Annotated in this window: 14 protein-coding genes and 1 tRNA gene; 6 read left to right on the top strand and 9 right to left on the bottom strand. The window is 68.2% G+C overall.

Translation table 11 applies throughout. From position 1 onward, the window contains the following. Positions 1-99: 99 nt before the first annotated feature. Positions 100-1,716, top strand: coding sequence for an alkaline phosphatase D family protein (locus VGD28_RS12525; RefSeq protein WP_331028679.1), 1,617 nt, complete (start codon positions 100-102; stop codon positions 1,714-1,716). A 103-nt stretch (positions 1,717-1,819) separates the two neighbouring features. On the opposite strand, the gene pepN is transcribed toward VGD28_RS12525, so the two are convergent. Continuing rightward, complete coding sequence (pepN, locus tag VGD28_RS12520) at positions 1,820-4,420, bottom strand: aminopeptidase N (RefSeq protein WP_331028678.1); 2,601 nt, start codon at positions 4,418-4,420, stop codon at positions 1,820-1,822. A gap of 113 nt (positions 4,421-4,533) precedes the next feature. Between pepN and VGD28_RS12515 the strand changes: the two genes are divergently transcribed. Beyond that, positions 4,534-6,228 carry a M28 family metallopeptidase gene (locus VGD28_RS12515; RefSeq protein ID WP_331028677.1) on the top strand — a complete coding sequence of 565 codons (1,695 nt, stop codon included), beginning with the start codon at positions 4,534-4,536 and terminating at the stop codon, positions 6,226-6,228. Between the two features lie 183 nt (positions 6,229-6,411). After that, the gene (locus VGD28_RS12510) at positions 6,412-7,236 is read left to right on the top strand and encodes an NAD(P)-dependent oxidoreductase (RefSeq protein WP_331028676.1); all 825 of its coding nucleotides are present in this window, start codon (positions 6,412-6,414) and stop codon (positions 7,234-7,236) included. Here the strand turns inward: VGD28_RS12510 and VGD28_RS12505 are convergent. The 3 genes from VGD28_RS12505 to VGD28_RS12495 all read right to left on the bottom strand — a co-directional run bounded on the left by VGD28_RS12505 (position 7,146) and on the right by VGD28_RS12495 (position 10,001). Beyond that, positions 7,146-8,063, bottom strand: a complete 918-nt coding sequence (locus VGD28_RS12505; RefSeq protein WP_331028675.1) for a DMT family transporter — start codon at positions 8,061-8,063, stop codon at positions 7,146-7,148. The two genes, VGD28_RS12510 and VGD28_RS12505, sit on opposite strands and share 91 nt — an antisense overlap. Further along, positions 8,060-9,073, bottom strand: a complete 1,014-nt coding sequence (locus tag VGD28_RS12500) for a threonine aldolase family protein (protein WP_331028674.1) — start codon at positions 9,071-9,073, stop codon at positions 8,060-8,062. Before VGD28_RS12500 ends, VGD28_RS12505 begins: the two co-directional genes overlap by 4 nt. A gap of 76 nt (positions 9,074-9,149) precedes the next feature. Further along, positions 9,150-10,001, bottom strand: coding sequence for an SDR family oxidoreductase (locus VGD28_RS12495; protein ID WP_331028673.1), 852 nt, complete (start codon positions 9,999-10,001; stop codon positions 9,150-9,152). Between the two features lie 99 nt (positions 10,002-10,100). Between VGD28_RS12495 and VGD28_RS12490 the strand changes: the two genes are divergently transcribed. Both VGD28_RS12490 and VGD28_RS12485 read left to right on the top strand, forming a co-directional pair. Beyond that, complete coding sequence (locus tag VGD28_RS12490) at positions 10,101-10,631, top strand: hypothetical protein (RefSeq protein WP_331028672.1); 531 nt, start codon at positions 10,101-10,103, stop codon at positions 10,629-10,631. Continuing rightward, positions 10,631-11,113, top strand: a complete 483-nt coding sequence (locus VGD28_RS12485; protein WP_331028671.1) for a DUF421 domain-containing protein — start codon at positions 10,631-10,633, stop codon at positions 11,111-11,113. The genes VGD28_RS12490 and VGD28_RS12485 overlap by 1 nt, the downstream gene beginning before the upstream one ends. A 439-nt stretch (positions 11,114-11,552) precedes the next feature. Here the strand turns inward: VGD28_RS12485 and VGD28_RS12480 are convergent, their stop codons facing one another. From VGD28_RS12480 to VGD28_RS12460, 5 genes are all read right to left on the bottom strand, one after another. Further along, positions 11,553-12,578 (bottom strand): GGDEF domain-containing protein, encoded by a 1,026-nt coding sequence (locus tag VGD28_RS12480; protein ID WP_331028670.1) that lies wholly within the window; start codon positions 12,576-12,578, stop codon positions 11,553-11,555. Positions 12,579-12,710: 132 nt separating this feature from the next. After that, entirely contained in the window at positions 12,711-13,253 is a 543-nt protein-coding gene (locus VGD28_RS12475) for a peroxiredoxin (protein ID WP_331028669.1), read from the bottom strand. A 53-nt stretch (positions 13,254-13,306) separates the two neighbouring features. Further along, positions 13,307-14,416, bottom strand: a complete 1,110-nt coding sequence (locus tag VGD28_RS12470; protein WP_331028668.1) for a phospholipase A — start codon at positions 14,414-14,416, stop codon at positions 13,307-13,309. Between the two features lie 143 nt (positions 14,417-14,559). Next, a complete protein-coding gene (locus tag VGD28_RS12465; RefSeq protein WP_331028667.1) occupies positions 14,560-15,282 on the bottom strand; it encodes an META and DUF4377 domain-containing protein in 723 nt (240 codons plus the stop codon). A gap of 154 nt (positions 15,283-15,436) precedes the next feature. Further along, positions 15,437-15,526, bottom strand: a tRNA-Ser gene (locus VGD28_RS12460). A gap of 180 nt (positions 15,527-15,706) precedes the next feature. Here VGD28_RS12460 and VGD28_RS12455 point away from each other — a divergent pair. Continuing rightward, positions 15,707-16,492: a DUF1134 domain-containing protein gene (locus tag VGD28_RS12455; protein WP_331028666.1), complete on the top strand. Its 786-nt coding sequence runs from the start codon at positions 15,707-15,709 to the stop codon at positions 16,490-16,492. Positions 16,493-16,566: the final 74 nt, after the last annotated feature.

Here is a 16,566-nt window from a genome sequence, read left to right as displayed (position 1 = left end):
TCCGGAAACCAGTCGTTGCGGCAAGCTCTAGACCTGTCAGGATCGGCTGTCACGAACCCGCCATATGCGCGGGCCAGGGACGCCGGGAGGGAGACAGCCATGACCATCCGCATCGACCGCCGTTCGCTGATCCTCACCGGCACGCTGGGCCTCAGCGCCTATGCCATTCCCGGCTTCGCGCAAGTGCCGATGGCGGATGGATTCACGCACAATGTCGCGAGCGGCGAGCCGGGGCCGGATTCGGTGCTGCTCTGGACCCGCTATGCCGGCAAGGGCGACTCGGCCAAGCTCAAGGTCGAGGTGTCCGAAAGCGCCGACTTCGCCAGGGTCGTGGCGGGCGGCGAGGCGATCACCGGGCCGTGGCGCGACTGGACGGCCAAGATCGTCGTGACCGGCCTCAAGCCCGGGACGCGCTACCACTACCGCTTCGTCGCGCCCGACGGCGGCTTCTCCCCCACCGGCCGCACGCGCACGCTGCCGCAGGGCGATGCGGCGCGCTTCGGCATCGCCATCTTCTCTTGCTCGAACCTCGGCTTCGGCTATTTCAACGCCTATGCCCATGCCGCGGCGCGCGACGATATCGACCTTGCGGTGCATCTCGGCGATTACATTTACGAATACCCGCACGGGAACTACCCGTCGCTGGAGCAGACGGTAGCGAACCGCCTGCCGCTGCCTGCGACCGAGATCATCCATCTCGCCGATTATCGTCTGCGCTATGCCAGCTACCGCGCCGATCCCGATCTGCAGGCGCTTCACGCCGCCAAGCCGATGCTGATCCAGTGGGACGATCACGAATCGGCGAACGACAGCTGGGAAGGCGGCGCGCAGAATCATTCACCCGACAAGGAAGGCGACTGGAATTTGCGCCGCGCCGCAGCGATGCAGGCGTGGCGCGAGTGGATGCCGGTCTCCGACGAACCGTGGAAGGCCTATGAGATCGGCACGCTCGCCACGCTGTTTCGCACCGAGACGCGATTGCTCGGGCGGACAAAACCTTACAATTCCGCGCCACTCTTCAAGGAAGCCGATCCGGTCGCGGCCCTGAAGGCGTTCCGCGACGGCGCGTGGCAGGATCCGGCGATGACGATGATGGGCTGGGAGCAGGAGGCGTGGATCGCCGCCGAGCTTGCCCGCTCGGTCAAGGCCGGCACGCGCTGGCAGGTGGCCGGCTTCGGCACGATCATGGGCAGGCAGGTCGCGCCGAAACAGGCGATGGAGTGGCTCAAGCCCGACGCGCCGGAAAGTGCGCAACGCTATGTGAAGGCGGGCGTGACGCTGGCATCGGTGGGGCTGCCTACCAATTTCGACAATTGGGGCGGCTATCCCGCGGCACGCGCACGCTTCCTCAAGGCCGCGCAGGCGGCCGACGCCAACCTCGTGGTGATCGCCGGAGACAGCCACAACGCCTGGGCCTATGAACTCGCGCAGGACGGCAGCCCCGCCGGGGTCGAGTTCGCCGGACAGGCGGTGACCTCGCCGGGCTATGAAAGCTCGACCGCGGCCGACCCCCGGGTCATCGCCCGCGCACTGGTCGAGACCAACCGGGAGCTCAAATGGTGCGACACCTCGCGCCGCGGCTACATGGCGCTGACGCTGACGCCCGATCAGCTGCGCAACGACTGGCTGTTCGTCGACACGGTCAAACAGCGCACCCCTGCTGCGCGCATCGGCCATAGCGCGACGGTGCGCCGCAGCCGCAATGTGATGGCCTGAGTGCAGCAAACCACATCCGTTCGCCCTGAGCTTGTCGAAGCACTTCTTCCTCGAGAAGAAAGTACAGGGCTTCGACAAGCTCAGCCCGAACGGATGTGGTCTTTCAGCCCTCCAGGCTCTTGCTCACCTGCTCGGTCATGTCCTTGCTGAGGCCGGGCACGGCGAGGATCCGCTCGAGTTCGGCGCGCATCATCGCGGCGCGCGTCTCGTCGAAACGCTTCCACCGGCCGAGCGGCGGGACCAGCTTCGCGGCGGTCTGCGGGTTGAGCTTGTCGAGCGCGATCAGTTGATCGGCGAGGAAACGGTAGCCGCGCCCCTCGCCCGAATGGAAGGCCCGCTGGTTGATCGCGAACGCGCCGACCAGCGCGCGCGCGCGGTTGGGGTTGGCGAGGGTGAAGTCGCGATGCTTCGCCAGTTCCTCGACCGCTTCCGCCGTGTCGCTGCGCGTCGCCAGCGCCTGGGTCTGGAACCATTTGTCGAGCACCAGCGCATTGTCGGCATAGCGGTGATAGAAGATGTCGAGCGCCGCCTCGCGCTTGTCGGCATTGGCCTGCGCCTCGCTGTTGACCAGCGTCATCAGCGCGCCCTGCCGGTCGGTCATATTGTCCGCGCCCTCGAACTGGCCGAACGCCAGCGCCCCGCCGTCCGCCGCGCCGCTGGCGTTGATATAGCCGAGCGATACCGTGCGCAGCCGCCGCGCGCCCTTGCCCGCCGGGGAATATTCGAAGCGATTGGCCTTCACCGCGTCATGCGCGTCGCGCCATTGCTGCTCGAGCGCCTTGCCGAGATCGCGGCGCAGCGCCTCGCGCTTCTGGAAGATCAGCTCGGGATCGACGACCGGCAGCTGGTCGCCGATGAAGCTGTCCGAGGGGAGCAGCACTGCTTCGGCGATGAAGGCGCGGTCGAGCGCGGGATCGGCGAGGGTGTTGGCCACCGCCTCGATCACGGGGGCATGATCGGCGCGGCCCTGAGTCACCGCCGCGACCAGCGTGTCGAGCATCAGCTGCTGCATCGCCTCGTACCGTGCGAAAGGATCGTCGTCATGCGCCGAGAGGAAGGCGAGATCGGCGGCGCTGCGGTTGGTGTCGACGATCACCGGCGCGGAGAAGCCGCGGTTGATCGACAGCACCGGGCGCTCGGTCACGCTATCGAACGCGATCTCCGTCTCGGCATCCGACAGCAGCACGAGCTGCTCGGGGGCGACCGGCTTTGCGGTCTCGCCGCCGAACAGCCGCAGCTTGAGCGGGAGCACCATCGGCGCCTTGTCGGGCTGGCCGGGGGTCGGCGGCACGGTCTGGCGGAGCGTCACGCGCGCGCGCCCGTCGCCCGCTTCATGCTCCAGCGTCGCGCTGACCCGCGGCGTGCCAGCCTGCGAATACCACAGGCGGAACTGCGTCAGGTCGATCCCGCTCGCCTCCTCCATGCACGCGACGAAATCCTCGCACGTCGCGGCGGTGCCGTCGAAGCGCTGGAAATAAAGGTCGGTCCCCGCGCGGAACTTCTGGGGACCCAGGATCGTGGCCATCATGCGGATGACCTCGGCGCCCTTGTTGTAGATCGTCGCGGTGTAGAAGTTCGAGATCTCGAGATACTCGTCGGGGCGCACGGGGTGCGCGAGCGGGCCTGAATCCTCGGGGAACTGCGCCGCGCGCAGACCGCGCACATCCTCGATCCGCTTGACCGCGGCCGAGCCCTGATCGGCCGAGAAGCTCTGGTCGCGGAAGACGGTGAAGCCTTCCTTGAGCGAGAGCTGGAACCAGTCGCGGCAGGTGACGCGGTTGCCCGACCAGTTGTGGAAATATTCGTGCGCGACCACCGCGGCGACCGCGTCGTAATCATAGTCGGTGGCGGTATCGGGATCGGCGAGGATGTAGCGGCTGTTGAAGATGTTCAGCCCCTTATTCTCCATCGCGCCGAAGTTGAAGTCGTCGACCGCGACGATGTTGAACACGTCGAGATCATATTCGCGGCCATAGACCTTCTCGTCCCACGCCATGCTGAGCTTGAGGGCATGGAGCGCATGATCGGTCTTGGGCAGATCCCTCTCGCGCACCCAGATGCCGAGCTGCACCTCGCGCCCCGACAGCGTGGTGAAGGTGCCGCGATTGGCGGCGAGGTCGCCCGCGACCAGCGCGAACAGGTAGGAGGGCTTGGGGAAAGGATCGTGCCATTCGGCCCAGTGCTTGCCGTCGGGCGCCTCGCCCGAAGCCACCGGATCGCCGTTCGCCAGCAGCACCGGGAAATGCGCCTTGTCGGCGGTCATCTTCACCCGGTAGCGGCTCAGCACGTCGGGCCGGTCGGGGAAGAAGGTGATGCGGCGGAAGCCCTCCGCCTCACACTGGGTGCAGAGATTGCCGCCTGAGGCGTAGAGGCCCATCAGCTGGGTGTTGCGCTCCGGCGCGATCTCGACCTCGGTCTCGATGCTGTGGCGGTCGCCCGCAAGCATGATCACCAGCGCTGCGCCGTCCATCTCGTAGGCCGCGTCCGCGCCATCGGCCTTGACCGCAAGCGGCGTCAGGCCATCGCCGTCGAGCCGCAGCGGGCGATCGTGCGCGCCGTTGCGCTCCACCGTCAGCACCGCCTTCACCCGCGTGGCGGCGGGATCGAGGTCGAAGTCGAGCGCGATCTCCGGCACCAGCCAGTCGGGTGCGCGATAGTCTTCGCGGCGGGTGACGTTGGGCGTGGCGGCAAGAGCGTCGATCATGGGACAAGCCTATAGGCGGTGGCGCGGGGGCCGCACCACGAAATTTCGTTGCGGTGTATGGCTGTGCTGCTACGCCTCAGCGCATCCTTTGTTCAATTTCGGAAGACCCCTGAATGCTGCGTCCGACGCTCACGCTCGCTCTCATCAGCCTCGCCCTCCCGCTCGCGGCCCAGGAAGCCGCTCCTCAAGCCACGCCCGAAAGGCCCAAGGCGCCGACCGCGGCCGAAACCAACGCCTTCGTCAACGCGCCTCTTCCGGCCGATCAGGCGGCGATGAAGGCGCATGTCATGTTCCTCGCCAGCGATGCGATGCAGGGGCGCGAAGCGGGCACCAACGAATATGAGATCGCCGCGCAATATGTCGCCGCGCAATTCTATGCCGCCGGCCTCAAGCCCGCGGGCGTCGACGGCAGCTACCTGCAGCCCGTCCCGCTGCTGAGCTTCCGGCCCGCGGACAAGGGCACGCTGACCGTCACCCGCAGCGGCGCGGGGCCGGTCAACCTCGTCTTCGGCGAGGATTACATCCCCGGCGGCAATCCGGAGAAGGAAAGCACCGTGATCGACGCGGGCGTGGTGTTCGCGGGCTATGGCATCGTCGCACCGCAGTACAAGCGCGACGACTATCAGGGCGTGGACGTGAAGGGCAGGATCGTCGCGATCTTCTCGGGCGCGCCCGGCGGCTTCGACGGCGAGGAACGCGCGCATTTCGGCAGCAACGCCAACAAGGCGGCGATCGCGGCGAGCAAGGGCGCGGTCGGCGTGATCGTGCTCGAAAGCCCGAGCTCGGCCAAGGTGCGCCCGTTCAGCCGCCTGACCGAGGTGTGGGACGAGTGGCGGATGACCTGGGCCGACGCGCAGGGCAACGGCCATCTGCCGGCCAAGGGCACGCCGACCATCGCCTCGGTCAGCATCAAGGGCGCGGCCAAATTGTTCAGCGGCGACAAGGGCTGGGCCGCCGCGGTCAAGGCGGCCGAGGCCGGCAAGCCTGCGATCGCGCCCTTCGCGAGCAGCGCGAAGCTCGCCGTCGCGCTCAAGACCGAGCGCAAGACGGTGACCAGCAGCAACGTCGCCGGGATCATCCCCGGCAGCGACCCCAGGCTCAAGGACGAGGTGGTCGTGCTCTCCGCGCATCTCGACCATGTCGGCGTCGGCAAGGCCGACGAGCGCGGCGACACGATCCATAACGGGGCGATGGACAATGCGATGGGCATCGCCTCGCTGATCGAGGAAGCGAAGCGCTTCCAGGCGTCGGGCAAGCCGCCGCGCCGCTCGATCCTGTTCCTCGCCGTCACCGCGGAGGAGAAGGGGCTGATCGGCGCCGACTATTTCGCGCACAACCCGACCGTGCCCAAGGCCGATCTGGTGGCCAACGTCAATCTCGACATGCCGGTGATCACCTACAAGTTCGAGGACATGATCGCCTTCGGCGCGGCCCGCTCGACGCTGGGCCCGATCGTCGCGCGCGCGACCGCTGGCGTCGGCGTCGGCGTCGGCAAGGACCCGATGCCCGAGCAGGGCTTCTTCGTGCGTTCGGACCATTACCGCTTCGTCCAGCAGGGCATCCCGTCGGTGTTCCTGTGGCCGGGCATGGCCGGGCCGGGCGGCGAGGCGTTCAACCGCTTCCTCGCCACCCGCTACCACCGCCCGTCGGACGAGATCAGCAACCCCGAGATCAAATGGGACCAGGGCGTGCGCTTCATCGAGGCGAACTACGCCATCGCGCGCGAGATCGCCGACGCCGACGCCCGCCCGGCGTGGAACAAGGGCGACTTCTTCGGCGTGCTGTACGACGGATATGGCGCGAAGTGATCGCCTAGGCCGTATCGGTATCCCGCGGTTGCCGATCAGACTCAATCCTCCCCCGCCAGGGGGAGGTGGCGTCGAAGGCGACGGAGGGGGAGGACTCTCCAACGCGCGTTCTGGCGTCCGCCCCCTCCGTCAGCCCCGGAACAAGTCCGGGGCTGCCACCTCCCCCTGGCGGGGGAGGATTTCGTGCGTCTCCTGATCTTCGGCCTCGGCTATGCCGCGTCGGCAATCGCTGCGCGGCTGCCGGGTGCGCGGGTGGCGGCGACCGGAAGCGCGGGCGGCATCGCGTTCGACGACGCGACGCGCGTGCGGTTCGAGATCGCACAGGCGACGCATATCCTGTCCTCGGTGCCGCCGGGCGAGGGCGATCCGGTGCTCGCTGCCTATGGCGATGCGCTGGCAGCGGCTGGGGCGTGGATCGGCTATCTGTCCTCGACCGGAGTCTATGGCGATACCGGCGGCGCGTGGGTGGATGAATGCGCCCCGACCGGCGCCGGGCGACGCAGCGCGCGGGCGGTGGCGGATGCGGCGTGGCTCAAGCTGGGCGCCCGCGCGTTCCGGCTGCCGGGCATCTACGGCCCCGGACGCTCGCCGCTCGACCGCATCCGCGCGGGCGAGGCGCGACGGATCGACGTGCCGGGGCAGGTGTTCAGCCGGGTGCATGTCGACGACATCGCCAGCGGGGTGATCGCCGGATTCGACGCGCCGCCGGGCGCGTACAACCTCGCCGACGACGAGCCCGCGCCGCAGAGCGATGTGATCGCGTTCGGCTGCCGCTTGCTCGGGCTGCCGGTGCCGCCGCTGGTGCCGCTAGAGGACGCGAACCTCTCGCCTGCCGCGCGCGCCTTCTATTCGGAGAATCGCCGCGTCGCCAACGGCAAGGCGAAGCGCATCCTCGGCTGGAAGCCGCGCTACCGCGACTACCGGTTGGGCCTGCGCGCCCTCAACGCCAGCACTAGTCCGGCGCCCGCGAGCAGCGCCCCGGCAGCGGCGAGCAGCGACCAGCGATAGCCTTCAAAGACCGTCGAGAGCAGCATCGCCAGCACCGGTATGATCACGCTCGTATAGGCCGCCTTGGCCGGACCGATCTTGCGCAGCACGCTGAAATAGAGCGGGAACGACACCGCCGATCCGAAGATGCCGAGATAGAGCACCCCCGCGACGTAGTTCAGACGCGGATCGAACACCGGCGGCCCGGTCGTGATCCAGGCGAAGATCCCGTCCATCGTCGCGCCGAGCAGCATCGCCCAGCCCAGCATCGTCGCCATCGGATAGCGCTTGGCGGTGCTGGTCGCCTGCATGACGTTGGCGGTCGAGGCGGAAAGCACCCCGAGCAGGGTCAGGCCGATGCCGAGATACACCTCCCCGCTCGCGGCCGGATCGCGGCGGATCTCGTGCAGGAAGAGCAGCCCGACGCCCGCCATCGCGATCAGTGATCCGATCACCAGCTGGCGCCCCATCCGCTGGCCGAGGAAGAGGCGCGCGAGCACCGCATTGGGCACCAGCAGCAGCGCGAACACCACCGCGACGAGGCCGGAGGTGACGTGCATCTCCGCTCGATAGACGAAGTTGAAGTTGAGCGCGAACTGGAACGCGCCCATCAGCGTCGCGAAGCCGACGCCGCGTGCGTCGAGCCTGAGCGGCTGCCGCGTCATCGCCGCCCAGATCAGCATCGCGACGCCGGCGATCAGGAAGCGGTAGGTGACCGACCAGGTCGGCGGCACCACGCCCAATTGCCCGGTGATGACGATCCAGGTCGAACCCCAGATCAGCGTCACCGCCGCGAACGGGATCAGCACCGCGAGCCGCGCGGAATTGGGCGTCTGCCTGCCGATCATGCCCGGGCGCCCAGCGCGGCGACCGCGTCGGCCAGCGGCCGGACGGAGGTTTCGTCCTGATCCCACGACACGACCAGCCGCACCACGCCGGGCGCCCAGTCGTAGAATTCAAAGCCCTGCGCCCGCAACGCCGCGGCTTCGGAGGAAGTGACCCTGAGGAACACGGCGTTGGATTCGACCGGATGCGCGAGACGCGCGGCCGCGGCCTGCCCCACCAGCATCGCCCCGGCGTTGGCGGCGCGCGCGTTGCGCAGCCATAGATCGTCCGTCAGCATCGCGAGCAGCTGCGCGGCCAGGAAGCGGCCTTTGGACTGGAGGTGCCCGGCGCGCTTGCGGCGCACGCGCGCGGCATCGGCAAGGTCGCGGCGGAAGAACAGCAACGCCTCCGCACCCATGCCGCCATTCTTGATGAAGCCGAAGCTCAGCGCATCGACCCCCGCGCGCCAGGTGAGATCGGCGGGCGAGCAGCCGAGATGCGCCACCGCATTGGCGAAGCGCGCGCCGTCGACATGGAAGCCGAGGCCGCGCTCCCTGGCCAGTGCGCCGATCGCCGCGGTCTCTTGCGGGGAATAGGCAAGGCCATATTCGGTGACGTTGGTGATCGAAATGGCGTGCGGCTGAACCCAATGGACGCCCGGCTTGATCGGATCGAGCGCCGCGCGGATCGCATCCGCGCCCAGCTTCGCGCCCGCGCCCTCCGCCAGCAGCAGCTTGGCGCCGTGGGTGAAGAATTCGGGCGCGCCCGCCTCGTCCGCCTGGATATGCGCCTCGCGGTGGCAGACCACGCCGCCATAGGGCGGGCAGAGCGACGCGAGCGCGAGGCTGTTGGCGGCAGTGCCGGTGGGCAACCACAGCACCGCGACATCGGTTCCGAACAATTCGGAAAAGCGCGCATCGAGGGACTGGCTCAGCGCGTCGCCGTCATAGGCGGTATCCTGCACATTCGCCACCGCCAGTGCCGCGAGCACCTCGGGACAGGCGGGTGCGGCATTGTCGGAGAAGAAGCGCATGGCGGCGACATGCGCTTGGCGACTCGTGCCGTCAACGGTCGTCCGTCGAACGATCGGGCATTACCCGTTGACGCCGCTATCCGTTGACGATTGTCCCGCCATTGGGATGCAGCACCTGTCCCGACATGTAGCTCGAGTCTTCGCAGGCGAGGAACAGGAAGCTCGGCGCCACCTCGTTGGGCTGGCCGGGCCGGCCCATCGGCGTGTTTTCGCCGAACTTCTCCAGCTTCTCGGGGCTGGCGCCGCCGCACGGGTTGAGCGGGGTCCAGATCGGCCCGGGCGCCACCGCGTTCACGCGAATGCCCTTCTCGATCAGATTCTCCGACAGCGAGCGGGTGAAGGCGGTGATCGCGCCCTTGGTGCTCGAATAGTCGAGCAGCTCCTTCGACCCCTGATAGTTCACCACCGAGGTGCAGTTGACGATCGCCGCGCCTTGGCCAAGGTGCGGCAGCGCGGCTTGCACCAGATAGAACATCCCGAAGATGTTGGTCTGGAAGGTGCGCAGCAACTGCTCTTCGGTGATGTCGCGAATGTCCTTGTCGGGATGCTGCTCGCCGGCATTGTTGATCAGGATGTCGAGCCGCCCGAACGCCTCGATCATTTGCGCGACCGCGCGGTCGCACATCTTCCTCGATCCGATATCCGCCTTGATCGTGATCGCACGGCGCCCCTCGGCCTCGACGATTGCCCTGGTATCTTCCGCGTCCCGGTCCTCGAGCAGGTAGAGGATGCCGACATCCGCGCCCTCGCGCGCGAACAGCGCGGCGACGGCGCGGCCGATGCCGCTGTCGGCGCCGGTGATCAGCGCCGCCTTGCCCTGAAGCCGGCCCGAGCCGGGATAGCGCGGATGCCATTGCGGCTTGGGGTCCAGGCTGTGCTCGTTGCCGGGCAGCGCGTCCTCATGGATCATCTCGGCGGTGTCGGTCATCGGTCTCACTCCGCTGGCCCCCGTGCAAAGAACCGGCGGGCGGGGTGCGGGGTTCCGTCCGATGGAAACCTTGCCCCGCCAGATCGTTTCATCCCCGTCATGGCAGCATCCCGATCCGCTTCCGCCTATCCCGACGGCATCGCGCCTGGCGACGCGGACGGGCACGGCGCGCGGCTCAACTGGATCTCGCTCGCAGTGCTTGGCGCGATCCTGCTGGCGGCGCTGCTCGGCGCATTCGGCGGCGGCAAGGCGCGCGGCGCGATCGTGGACGCCTCTGCCGCGCGGCTGGAGGTCCATACCCCGCGCGTTCTGCGCAACGGCATGTTCTTCGAGACGCGCATCCATGTCACCGCAAAAGCCCCGATCGCCGACGCCGTGATCGTCGTCCCCGCCACGCTGTGGCGCGACATGACGATCAACACGATGATCCCTGCCGCGTCCGAGGAGAAGGCGGAGAAGCGCGCATTCCGCTTCCACTACGGCCCGATGAAGCCTGGCGACGTGCTGGACATCAAGGTGGACGGACAGATCAACCCGCCCCTGTTCGCAGGCAATTCGGGGAGCGTCGGGCTGCATGACGGCGATCGGCCGATTGCGGCGATCCCGGTCGAGATCACGGTGCTGCCCTGATGGATATCGTGCTCCGCGCCACCGTCATGTTCGCGATCCTGTTCGCGCTGCTGCGGCTGATGGGCAAGCGCGAGCTGGGGCAGATGACCCCGTTCGAGCTGGTGTTGCTGGTGGTGGTGGGCGACCTGATCCAGCAGGGGATCACGCACAACGACTTCAGCCTGACCGGCGCGACGTTGGCGATCGCGACCTTCGCCTTCTGGACGGTGGTGCTCGGCTGGGTGGTCTATCTCTCGCCGGGCGCCCAGCGGGTGGTGGAAGGCGCGCCGCGCGTGCTGATCCGCAATGGCGAGCTGGTGAAGGGCAATCTGCGCCGCGACCGGCTGACCCGCGCCGAGATCGAATCGGAGATGCGGCTGGCCGGGATCGCGCATGTGGAGGATGTCGCTTGGGCGATCCTCGAACCCGAGGGGAGGATCAGCTTCATTCAGCGGGGCGGCAATGGCGACTCGTCGCGCGCCGATAACCCTAAGGCAACTTAGGCCCAGGGCCACCTGATTGGCGCCTCGGGCCTGCGGGGCTCAGGCGATGATGCCCGAGCCCTGCACGGCGGTGGTGTGGAGGATCGTCACGGCCGTGAGGCCGAACGAAACCAGGGTGATGAGGATGTGGCGTGCCATTGTCTTGCTCCTGCTGGCTGGTCCGGTCAGGCGACCGGACCCATGCTGACGGTGTTGGCGATCAGGACCGCGGTGAAGGCGGCGGCGCCGAGCAGCGAGAAGGCGTAGCGGCTGAGCGAGTCGAAACGGAGTGCCATGATCTTGTTCCCTTTTGCAGTTCCGCCGGACCGTCCGGCGGATGCTCAGAGGATTGCAGGGTCCGTGCCAGTTTTGGTAAGTATCTGAATTACAAAGAATTGCAATCTCGCCGCTGAAGAAGTCGGCAAATTTCACCAAGATGGCTGGTGAATTTTACCAACTATCAGGCAGCATGGACGCAGTTCCGCCCGTCCTTCTTGGCGGCATAGAGCAGCCGATCGGCGCGGCCGACGCTGGCGCCCAGCGATTCGCCCTCGGCGACCAGAGTCAACCCGGCCGAGAAGGTGATCTCTCCGAGCGGCGCATCGGTCTCGCGCAGGCGATAGCGCTTGGCCGCGACGGTGGCGCGGGCATTGTCGAGCGTCACCCGCGCCGAATCGAGGCTGGTGGCCGCGAACAGGATCGCGAACTCCTCGCCGCCATAGCGCGCGACGAGATGATCCCCGCAGCTTGCCTTAAGCGTCTCGGCGATCGTCTTGAGCACGCGGTCGCCCACGGCATGGCCGAACCGGTCGTTGACGCCCTTGAAGTGATCGACGTCGCAAACCGCGACGCACATGCCGGCGCCGGCCGCCGCCAGCTCGGCATAGGCTTCCTCGAACGCGCGGCGGTTGGGCAGGTCGGTCAACGGGTCGCGGCGGGCATTGTCGCGCGCCTCTTCCAGCTTGTCGCGCAGCTCGATCGCCTCGCGCGTCGCATTCTCGAGCCGCGATTCGGCGCTATGGACCCGCTCGAGCATCGTCGCGGTGACGCGGGAGAGCTCGCCCAGCATCGCGCCCTCGCCGCCCTTGCCGAAGCGGCGGATGGCGTCGGCGCTGCGGGCGAGATCGCGGCCGAAGCCGATGGTCTCGTCATGCATCGCCTGGACCATGTCCTGAAAGCCCTCGACCTGCATCTGCGTCTGCGCGACGAGGCCATCGGCCTTCTCGCGGACGCGCCGCGCGCTCGCGGGCGATTCGACGCCCAGCGATTCGATGTCGCTCCTGGTCAGCCGCACCCCGCCATCGGTCAGCGCCGCCACCGCCTTGGCCAACGGGCCGGCGGAATCATGGAGCAGATGCCAGGCGAACGCGAAGTTCGCCGGATCCGGGTCCAGCCGCTGATCGTGCAGGAATGTGCCGATGCGCTCGTACAGCTGCCAGGCCGGATCGCCGGCACCGTCAACCCGAGCGGCTCTCGCCACCGTCATAGAATCCCATCCCCACGCTCATCGGGGCGCCGACACACGCGCCCGCAAAACGCTCTCGATGGAACGGGTCTAGCCGCTAACTGCTAAAATCCGGTGAAATCGTTACGCGGCTAATAAGCATATTAATCGCCGTCATTTCCGCTGCTTGGCGCGCCATTCCTTCACCGCCGCCAGCGTGTTGCGGATGTGCGGCGCGGGACTCATCTCGCTGTGCGCGTAGATCACCTTGCCGTCGGGCGCGATGACGAAGCTGGTGCGGCTGGTCATCGCGGTCTTGGCGCCATCGCGCTTGAGCGCCACGTCATAGCCGTCGATGATCGCCGGGGTCGCCTGCGCCACTGCGAACTTGCTCGCACAATCCTTGGTCGAGAAGTCCTTGAGCTTGTCGATCGGATCGGCGGCCATGCCGATCACCGTCGCGCCCGCCGCCTTGAACTCGGGGGTCGCCGCGGCGAAGGCCTGCGCCTCGGCGCTGCACCCGGGCGTGAAGGACATGGGATAGAAATAGAGGACGACCGGCCCCTTCCTGAGCTGGCGCCTGAGGTTCAGCGTGAATTCCTTGCCCGCGAGCGCGCCCTGCGTGGTGAAATCGGGCGCGGTCGCGCCGGTTGCAATCTGGGCGTCGGCGCTCACGGCGGCGGTCAAAGCGAGGGTGGCAAGGATCATCATGCGCATCGTGTTTCTCCTCTTTCCGCCGCTTATGCGCGCACCGGACGCCCGCGCCAAGATCAGCGCGTCAGCGCGATGCCCAGCCGCGCATGCGTGTCGCGGCGGCGATACTCGTCGAGTGCCTCGCCGAAGCCGGTGAACCCCTGCCCGAACAGATAGATGCCGAAACCGCCGCCCAGATCGGCGAGCGGATAGGAGGCGAACAGCTCGGCCGCGCCGCGCCCGGTCTCGAAATCGCCGCGCACGTTGAGGCTGAGCTTGACGCTGTCGGGCTTGAGCACGGTGAGGCCGAGCGAGGCATTGCCCCAATAGCGCGCGAGATCGGGCGCCACGCCCTGCTTGCCGACATAGGCCCAGGCCTGCGGCGTCACCTCGGCGCGCCAGCCATCGCCGAGATCGAACGCCTTGGTGAAGCGCGCGAAGATGCGGTTCGAATCGATCGAGGTGGCCGGCCCCTCGCCATTCGAATCATGCCGCCAGCCGACCCCGAACGTCGCGGTCTCGTCGATCGCCTTCTCATAGAAGACCTCGGGGGAATAGGTGGTGTGCGCGAACGGCCCGGAGGGCAGGTCGAGCCGCCAGAACATCGTCTGGCTGTAGGCGAACCTGAAGCCGCTGAGCGCGCTCTCGCCGCCGAATGGCTGGAAGGCGAAGCTGAACTGCAGCTTCGCGCCCGAATCGCCCGGGCCGAACACGCCATAGACGGGCTCGTGCGGGGTGAAGCGGGCGAGAAAGCCGGACGCGGTGCCCGCCGAGCGGCGGACCTCGGTCTCGCCCTCGGCATCCGTCCGGACGGCGGCAGCGGCGGCCGCGCGCGCATCGGCGGGATAGGCGCTGCCCACGCCCGGCGGCAGCTCGCCCGCCGTCGACGGCGCCGGACGCGCGGCATAGGCGACGGGCACGTAGCGCGCCTTGGCGAACCCGCCGGGCGCGATCGTCGCCATAGGCGCCGGCAGCCGCTCGAGCGTCATCCGCGTGCCGTCTGCCGCCGTCACCTCGATCTGGCGCGGGCCTTCGGCGGGCACGGAGGCCGCGCCCTCGTTGAGCAGGATCACCTCGACCCCGCGCAGCGCCTCGCGTTCGGTCGCGGGCTGGGTGGGCACGGCACGCACCTGCGCCAGCGCGGGCGCGACAGTCAGGGTGAGCGGAAAGAGAAGCAACGAGCGCATCGCCGCCCCGGATGCCAGCAAGCGATGACGATTGCGAGTCGCTTGACGCAGGCGGGCTGCGATCCCTGCGACGGATGGCCCGGAGCCAGGCCGGACAACGCAGATGTCGCGCGGCCGGGGCAGGGTGGCGCCCCGGCATCCCGCTACGGTTTGACTACCCGCTGCTCGATCACCTGATCGAGCGTCCAGCGGATCGACGAGCCGTCGGCTGGCGGGTTCTTCACCCTCTCCTCGATGATCCGCAGGCGATATTCGATCCCGGGCTGCGGATCGAAACCGGCGATCCCGCCATAATGGAGCTGCCAGGCGTCGCCCTCCTTCTCGCGCACCTGCAGGCAGGTCATCGGCGCAACGCCCGTGCACGGCCGGGTTTCGGCAGAGACATGGATGAACTTGCGAGGCGCGTCGGCAGGGGGCTTGTGCACGGCGCGATAGGTGAGCGTCGCCCCCTTTGCGGTGCGCAGCACCAGCCGGTCGCCGGCGATCGCATAGCGGGTAACCGCGCCAAGCCGGTCGACATAGGCGCGCTCGGTCGCCATCGCCGGCTCGGGGCAGGCCATCAGCGTGCTCGCGAAACCGCCCTTCTTGCCGCCGAACCGGATCGCGCTGCCCTTGACCGTGAAGGCGCCGCCCGTCCGGTTGCAGCCGGTGGTGCCCGAGAATCGGCCGCTCTTCGCGTCGAAGTCGAGGCGCAGCGGCTTGCCTTCGGGCAGATCGCGCCCGCTCCATTCGACGAGATCCCAATGCTGCGCCGCCAGCGTGGCCGCGCCTCTGGCAGGCGATGCCGGTGCGGCGTTGGCGGCGGTCGCGGGAAGCATGGCTGCCATGGCAATCGAGACGGCGCCGGCATGGCGGGGGAAATTCATTCGTGGCTCCTGTTCAACTGAGCCGCGCGTCTGGGGGCTGTCCGCTGAATTGGGCCTGTCCCGCTTGTTGCCGGAGCGAAAGGTTTTTGCAGGCGCACCGCGGGGGCCGGAGGTCTGTCATATTTTGGAGCGTGCCGGCGCGCTGGGGATCGGGTGGCGGAGACGGAGGGATTCGAACCCTCGGTACGGTTCCCCGTACGACGCTTTAGCAAAGCGTTGGTTTCAGCCACTCACCCACGTCTCCGGTGCCCAGCGGCGGAGCGGGGGCTATAGCGAGCCGCGTGCGGGCGATCAACGGGGCTTTTGCACACGGCTCGTCGCCGGATCGACTCGGGTGGACGCGAAATCGACTCGGGTCATCGCCGGTTCATTGCCGGGACAGCAGGAGCGGATTCAATATGCCATGATGGCGGGAGGAATTACCATGCGGCGCGCGTTGATCTGGCTCACTTTGGCACTGGCGGCGCCGTCGCTCGCGGCGGCGCCCGCGGCTGCGCAGATCCGCCAGGTCGATCCCGACAGCGCGATCGACGCCGACCTCGACCAGCCGCAGACGCCCCCGGCGCAGACCCAGTCCCCGCCGCCGGCCGATCAGCCGATGGACGAGCCGGTCGATCCGGGCGCCGACTATGCCGCCCCGCCCGCCGACGCAACGCCCGCGCAGCAGCCCGCAACGACCGCGGCCCCCGCGGCCACCGGCGCGCACCTCGCCAAGCCCGATGCGCCGACCACTTTCGACCAGGTCCGCATCGTCGCCGCGGCCGAGGGCGTGTTCGGCAAGGGCGCGAGCGGCCTTGCCGCGCTGATCGAGGACATCCTCAAGGATCAGGGCGAGCCCAATGCCTATATCGCGGGCAGCGAGGGTTCGGGCGCGATCGTCGTGGGCTTGCGCTACGGCTCGGGCCAGATGGTCCATGCGGTCGAGGGCGAGCGCAAGGTGTTCTGGACCGGGCCTTCGGTCGGCTTCGACATCGGCGGCGACGCCAACAAGGTGTTCGTGCTGGTCTACAACCTCTACGACAGCCAGGAGCTCTACAAGCGCTTCCCGGCGGGCGAGGGCCGCGTCTATTTCGTCGGCGGCTTCTCCGCCACGTACCTGCGCCGCGGCGACGTGGTGCTGATCCCGGTGCGGCTGGGCGTCGGCTGGCGGGTGGGCGCCAATGTCGGATACATGAAGTTCAGCGAGAAGAGCCGCTGGTTCCCCTTCTGAGCGCTTGATTCGGGAGCGCGCAGAGCGCGCTCCGTCGGCACCGGCCCGCTCCCCCACCCGGCCACCCACAATGT

The organism is Sphingomonas sp. (genome assembly GCF_036402235.1).
In the GTDB taxonomy this organism is placed as follows: Bacteria; Pseudomonadota; Alphaproteobacteria; order Sphingomonadales; family Sphingomonadaceae; genus Sphingomonas.
Note: the sequence above shows the minus strand (reverse complement) of the source record. Positions and strands in the feature narration are given on the sequence as shown.